Annotated in this window: 5 protein-coding genes; 1 reads left to right on the top strand and 4 read right to left on the bottom strand. The window is 41.4% G+C overall.

Annotated elements, in window-relative coordinates; all coding sequences use genetic code 11:
* Nucleotides 1-1,351 precede the first annotated feature (1,351 nt).
* The gene (locus A8O25_RS16970; protein WP_066837212.1) at nucleotides 1,352-2,245 is read left to right on the top strand and encodes a DMT family transporter; all 894 of its coding nucleotides are present in this window, start codon (nucleotides 1,352-1,354) and stop codon (nucleotides 2,243-2,245) included.
* Between the two features lie 437 nt (nucleotides 2,246-2,682).
* Here A8O25_RS16970 and A8O25_RS16965 read toward each other — a convergent pair whose 3' ends face one another.
* From A8O25_RS16965 to A8O25_RS16950, 4 genes are all read right to left on the bottom strand, one after another.
* On the bottom strand, nucleotides 2,683-3,456 hold the full coding sequence (locus A8O25_RS16965) for a hypothetical protein (RefSeq protein ID WP_153042805.1): 774 nt from the start codon (nucleotides 3,454-3,456) through the stop codon (nucleotides 2,683-2,685).
* Nucleotides 3,457-3,591: 135 nt separating this feature from the next.
* Complete coding sequence (locus A8O25_RS16960; protein WP_066837206.1) at nucleotides 3,592-4,794, bottom strand: hypothetical protein; 1,203 nt, start codon at nucleotides 4,792-4,794, stop codon at nucleotides 3,592-3,594.
* An 84-nt stretch (nucleotides 4,795-4,878) separates the two neighbouring features.
* Nucleotides 4,879-5,574: a hypothetical protein gene (locus A8O25_RS16955; RefSeq protein ID WP_153042804.1), complete on the bottom strand. Its 696-nt coding sequence runs from the start codon at nucleotides 5,572-5,574 to the stop codon at nucleotides 4,879-4,881.
* A 96-nt stretch (nucleotides 5,575-5,670) separates the two neighbouring features.
* Nucleotides 5,671-6,195: a hypothetical protein gene (locus tag A8O25_RS16950; RefSeq protein WP_066837199.1), complete on the bottom strand. Its 525-nt coding sequence runs from the start codon at nucleotides 6,193-6,195 to the stop codon at nucleotides 5,671-5,673.
* Between the last annotated feature and the right edge of the window lie 14 nt (nucleotides 6,196-6,209).

Below are 6,209 nucleotides of genomic sequence, written 5' to 3'. Positions count from 1 at the left end.
CGTGCGCGACCCAGAGCATTAGGAAGGTAGAGTGCTGGTAACTAATCGGTCTAAACGGGAATAAGCAGGGCAACTTCATTCCAGGAAAAGATAGTAAGGAACACTTGGCGAAATGTACAGGTGGATACTATATCCGGGTGCTCAACCAAAATTCAACAGCCGTTTGTCAGGCAGCCCAATTGAAGCTATTCCACCTATGGCGGTGAAAAGCAGTCTTTCTACCTTTGGAGGATTCTCAAAGGAGATGGTTCAACAGCTGCTTCTTTCCTTAATTTTCATATAGGCGAACATACCGCAAGATAGTGGGAGAAGGTATGAAGTATCTATTGGATCCCACTTGCGCATTTACTGCTAAACCCAAGACCACGCTTTCCTATAGACCAGTGGGACCAGGGTAACAAACTTACGGAAGGAAGTGGCTAGGGAGGCATACGCTCTAGAAAGTTTAGTTAGGCGATGACTACATTCCCTCTTCTTGTCGTAATAGTACAATTATGCGCATACTCTTGCTGTTGAACCTTACTAAACAAAGAATCAATATTAAGATTCCCATCTAGGGCGGAATGGGTATATAATAGCCAATTTTATACCTGTTTCCTTACTATTTCCTTACACTTTTTTGGAAGTGTAAGGAATTAAAAGTCATTGTTACAGTGGTTTAAGTCGATTTTCTTACACTCTTACTACTTTTCTTAAATTAAAATTTAAACAATGGATAAGCATTGATGAGAAGGATTATTTAATGCTTAGAAAATAAGTAAAGTACAAAAAACAAAGAGTGTTATGTGGAAGGCTTCTGTTGAGAGAAAAATCAAATTAGAAAAAAAGTGTAAGAGTGTAAGATTTTGACTTTAAATAATTGATATTAAGGGTATTATCTCCTTACACTTATATTTTTATTAGTAAGAAAGTGTAAGAAAGTGTAAGGGGCAATTCGCCGCCCTAGGCAAATAAAAGACGAGTTTTCGCCAAGCAGCTCTGGCCACGTTTCTATCTCAGAGATGGGCTTAAATCCACGTAGACTTTACATAAGAGGCATTATAGAACAGGAAAGATCCTCATCACATGAATGCGCCTGTAGAGTAACCGTCACCGAACAAACCCTGCCATATAGTATATAAGCGTGTAAACCCCAGGTATCTAATGAATATTTTCCTTACATTTACCGTCTGTAAACAATAATATGAACAGAAAGAGCTGTCTCCCCCCGCCTAGATTCTAACATTTCCCGGAGATTACCGAGAAGGTATGGCACCGACAATCCAGTCGGCTTCCTTGCCGTGCCTCATATTTCCAATTGAATGCTAATGTTAAGATCCCGCCCCTTGCTGGGACGGGCAGCCAGTTCTTTATGAAAAAATCGTATTATCTATTGCACCTCGCCGTCGTGCTGGCGGGGTTCACCGGCGTGTTCGGCAAACTCATTTCCCTGAACGAGGGACTCTTGGTCTGGTACCGGCTACTCTTCTCTTTCCTCATCCTGTTCTTTATCCTGAGGCTGCTCGGTATACCCGCCAAGCTTGCCCCAAAGGAGAAGTTCTCGATCGCCAAGGTGGGGATGCTCCTTGCCGTGCATTGGGTATTCTTCTATGCCAGTATCAAGTACTCCAACATATCCATCGGGGTCGTGTGCTATTGCCTGGTAAGTTTCTTCACCGCGGTCTTCAAACCGCTGATCGGGAAAACAAAGTTTGAGGTCTCCGAGTTGCTGCTCAGCGCGCTCACCCTTCTGGGCATCAGCCTGATCTTCCATTTCGATACCTCCTACCAGTTGGGCATCGCAATGGGCGTGGTCTCCTCGGCCTTCGCCGCCCTCTACACGATCTACAACGAGCGGCTGGTGAGGACCTTCGACAGCAAGCTCATCAACTATTACCAGATGCTCGGCGGAACAGTAGGGCTGGGTGCCCTGCTACCCGCTTACCTGTACTTTTTCCCGGTGGAGAGTATCATCCCCGGGCTCCAGGACACCGCGTACTTGCTTTTGCTGGCACTCTTCTGCACGGTGGGCCTGTACGTCACCTTTGCCGAGGTGCTCAGGAAGATACCCGCCTTCACCGTCAACCTGAGCTTCAACCTGGAGCCGATCTACGCCATCATCATGGCGTTCCTGTTCTTCGGGGAGAGCAAGGAGGTGAACGCCTCTTTTTACGTGGGGCTGCTGTTCGTGACGGCTTCCGTCATCCTGCAGACGTTCATCTCGGTCAGAAGAGGAAGACAGGCTATGGTTAAAGGTTCTTTATGATGCTTGCTTAAGGGATTAGCCGTACTGTAAACGCTCTGGAACGCAAAGGTGCTGACGAGGGACAGAAGCAGTCACGTTACTCTACACCCCAAAAAGACTAGAAGGGCTGACGTGTTACCCAAACGTCAGCCCTTTTACATTGGTCTAAGTCTTGTGGTTAACTTATAATATCCTTAATGCCCTCCAGCCAGGGCGGGAAGCAGGAAAGTAATACTGACCAGATTTTGCTTCATAATAATCCCTGCTTCAAATCCATCCTTCATTCCTTGGTTCCGCAGGTTTTTCCTCCTATTTTCGCTTCATTTCTAGCAAAAGTTTTTGGATAGGATCAAGTACCTCACTCTTAAGTGTAGGCATTAAAGGTATAATTACAGATGTTGTTTTGGTTAGATACCTAGCCTCTATCAGGAGTCACTCACTCCTGATAGAGGAGGCGTCTACTTGTAAACCTTCCCGAATACCCTCTCTACCCCTTTATCGTACGACTCCAGCTGTACATTCGCCGACAGCATCTCCAGCTCCGTCTTGCTCCCGTTGATGTTGACATAGTTCAGGCGGACGAAGCCGTACAGCGGGTGAAAATATGTTTCCAAGGTGGTGGTGCCAAACTTGCTGGTACCCGTCGACTGCACCCGCTGGCAGGTTAGCTTGCCCAGTGGGGTATCCACCAGGGCGGTGTCTTCCGTCCGGTAGCGGTTCTTAACGTCAATCATTCCCTTCCAAATAGCCCACGCGGGATCAGAGTAGAAGTCTGGCGGGTAGACGGTCCATTCCCAGGCCTGCCCCTTGCGTGCGGGCAGGCGGATGTCGGGGAAAGGGTTGAGTTCAAGGATGGCATACTTGCCGTAGCGCGGGGGGTGCAGCCAGAACTTCTCGGCTCTCTCGATCCCGCCCACGTGTTCTTTGGGGATATAGGTCAGCGTCGTGTCCTCCTTGAAGAGCCATTCATAGACGGTCTGGGTGGAATCTATTTTCCAAGGCTCACCCGAGGCAGTCATCACCACCGTGTCCAGGGTGGCTTCCGTGGCGGCCGGGGCGTACCACCGTGCCAGGTAGACGAAGCGGCGGTTTTTGGACAGGATTATATGCTGGCTAGGGGCGGGAGCGGCAACGGTAGTATTTGAGGTAGTTGCCGTCCCCTCTGAAGGTGGCTGAGTGGAAGGCTGGCAGGACGCAAGGAACATCGTCAGGCAAAGCAATGGATTCCGCATGAACCGCTGTATTTGGAGATGAGAAGATCTAAGGGGATTAGGCCATGTACCTGGTGCCTTTGCCTGTTTGCCTCCCGTCTAATCGGGGGCGTTGACTTATAGATAACGGTTGGGCTAAAAGCGTTTTAATGCTTTTTAGCTATTGCTAGGGTTAGTTTTTTCTAAATTTTCAAAACGGGTAAAACTTTCTTCTAATAACCATTTTAATGAAACAAATTCAAAAAATATTCTATTGAAGTAATGATGTGACATTTCAAATGCTTTTATTGGTCTTTCCTTTTCTGACTTAAAATGTAAGAAGAATCCTTCTTGCTTAGATTGTTCTAAAACATAACCGTATGTTTTAGAAATTTTTATTACTTCATTTAAATCAGCAAAAATGAGTATTATAAGCTCCCCTATTAGAAATTCCCAATATGTTGAGGACTTATTAAAACTTAAAGAGAATGGATAATACCCTAGTTCAGGGAATTTATTAGAATTCAAATAATGTACATATGGTTGATAAATCTTATTCTTAACTAAAATGCCTTCCACATCATTCTTAGTCTCTTTGTAAGTAACATAATATAGCAATCCTTTCTCAACTAATGAATATGCTTCACCTTTTGCTTTAGCCTTTACAATGAGTCTATTTAATTTACTAATATGATTTTCTTCAGGCACGCTTTGTTCAATTCTTTGCATTACTTTGCCTGTTTCATGCAAATTTTCAGCGACATCATCGTCCAAGTACTTAAAAAGTTTTTCTGCTTTTTCTTGTTGCCTCTTTATTCTTTCATTGTAGTTATTGCTTGTCTTCGATTCAATTGGCGCCCAGCCTTCCTTTGTTACAAGAATCAAATCTGTAAACTTTAAAACACTAGTTATATCATTCAATATTGCTACAACATTGTTTTTAAATGCAGTTCTTAAAATCCTCTTTTCTTTTTTAAGGCCAACCTTATTTGAAATAAAGCCGGCTGATTCTTTAAAATTTTGTGGTTTTATATCAAGTTTATGGAGAAAAGTAAAAGCAATACCATCTCCTATAGATTTAAAAATTTTAATTACTCTATTATATTCCTCTATTAAGTATTCATAGTATTCTATTTTATCTTTTATTTCTGCTGATTCAGCCCTAGTGAGCCTTCTACCTGTATTTGATTTTCTTAACTTATTTAATTCTTTGATTTCTGATTTAAGGCTCCTTATCTGATTTTCTACATAGATATGTCGTTTAATAAGTATTTCCTGAATAATTAACCATTTTTTAATATTCTTAAATGGCTCTTTTCGAGCTAAATGAAGAGCATCTAGCAATGTTATTATAGTTTTATTATAGTACCTGTCAATCATTTTTTTAAATTAACCCTAACGGACTAGTATAATAGATGGCGAGGCCGTCGGCCGACGCTGACTTTTATACAGTGTTGGCAATAGTTATTTCTTTTTGGTTAACCTTTGAGCTGTTTCAATATGCAATTTTACTATCCTATCTTTTGCGGCCCCAGTTACCCAATTTCCGCCTATTTTAACATTTGCATTTTTTACCGCTTCATCAAAAAATATTAATTCTTGTGAATTCGGTTTGTGTCCAAAGAACATTTCTGCTAGTTTCTCTCTAGAATTACTATAGCCGCCATAAGCCCATATTTGTTTAGTTGTCAGGTTGTCTACTTTCAATATGACTTCTGCCTCACTATTCATAAAATAGCCAATCCCTGATTTATAGCTTTTAATATTCTTTTGGTTTCTTTCGCAGGCTTCAATAAAATCGCTATCATTAAATAATTCAGATAAGTTTAAAATAACACTATACCCAGTGTCCTTATTATCTAACTCAAATATTACTCCTTGATAACCTTTATGAGGAACTCCCCCATTAAAGTTTTGAGCTACAGACTTATCAAAAGACCATGATGAATAAGTTTCTGGCAGTTGCATGTTAGCGCCAAGGAGAACAGAATTCATACCATTTAATGCAACTCTTCTATAACATTTTGAAGTCAAAGATTTGAACTTGTTTGGCAATGATTGAGAATGAGCCAAAATTTCTTCTGCAATCTGGGTTTTGTTATTTCCTATCCCTGTTGCCTGCCAATCATTGATAGCTTGTAAGAGTTCGAGTGAATACATATTATTATTAATTATTGCCAACGGTCTCGTGTAAACAGCGTGAAAGGCCGTCGGCCGTAGCATGCTGTTTACACGAGACGTTGGCAAAAGTTGTTTTTAGTTTAGACTTAAAGGAGGCAACTCAATTCCTCTGTTCTTGCATTTTTCTCTAATAGCGATAAGTTCTTTCTTATCTATTTTTGAACGTTTTTTTCTCTTATGATATAAATCACCGTTACTCAAATCTAATTTGAGTCCACTAGAATAATTATGCCCATGCGGATTAGAAGGGTGCGGGTCTTTATCATTTTTATGAATTTGCCATACTTGGTTCCTATTTTTAACAAGGGCTTCAAATAATTCTTCATCATTTCCAGCCAATGAAATCCGTTCACCTTCACCTAGTTCAACTTGGCCAAGCTTTTCAGAAAAATAATAGTCTTTTAGAATGTGATAGATATTTAATCCTTCTGAAAATACTTTAGCATGAAGTTCGGTATTATCGGTAAAACCAAATATTTCTGCTAAAGCTAACCCAATATCTTCTACAGAAAAATCTCGTGAATTTTCTTCTGAAAGTCGTAAGGCGACAGTTTCAAGGGTAAGGTTATACCACTCAAATTGTTTTTCGTGAAATCCCATGTAAATCAATTATT

This window comes from Rufibacter ruber, assembly GCF_001647275.1.
In the GTDB taxonomy this organism is placed as follows: Bacteria; Bacteroidota; Bacteroidia; order Cytophagales; family Hymenobacteraceae; genus Nibribacter; species Nibribacter ruber_C.
The sequence above is the reverse complement of the archived record's forward strand: the minus strand, read 5'-3'. Positions and strand labels throughout refer to the sequence as shown.

Excerpts from the sequence above, each read along its gene's own strand:
- A8O25_RS16960 (WP_066837206.1), bottom strand. The coding sequence starts at position 4,794 with ATGATTGACAGGTACTATAATAAAACTATAATAACATTGCTAGATGCT.
- A8O25_RS16955 (WP_153042804.1), bottom strand. The coding sequence starts at position 5,574 with ATGTATTCACTCGAACTCTTACAAGCTATCAATGATTGGCAGGCAACA.
- A8O25_RS16950 (WP_066837199.1), bottom strand. The coding sequence starts at position 6,195 with ATGGGATTTCACGAAAAACAATTTGAGTGGTATAACCTTACCCTTGAA.
- A8O25_RS16965 (WP_153042805.1), bottom strand. The coding sequence starts at position 3,456 with ATGCGGAATCCATTGCTTTGCCTGACGATGTTCCTTGCGTCCTGCCAG.
- A8O25_RS16970 (WP_066837212.1), top strand. The coding sequence starts at position 1,352 with ATGAAAAAATCGTATTATCTATTGCACCTCGCCGTCGTGCTGGCGGGG.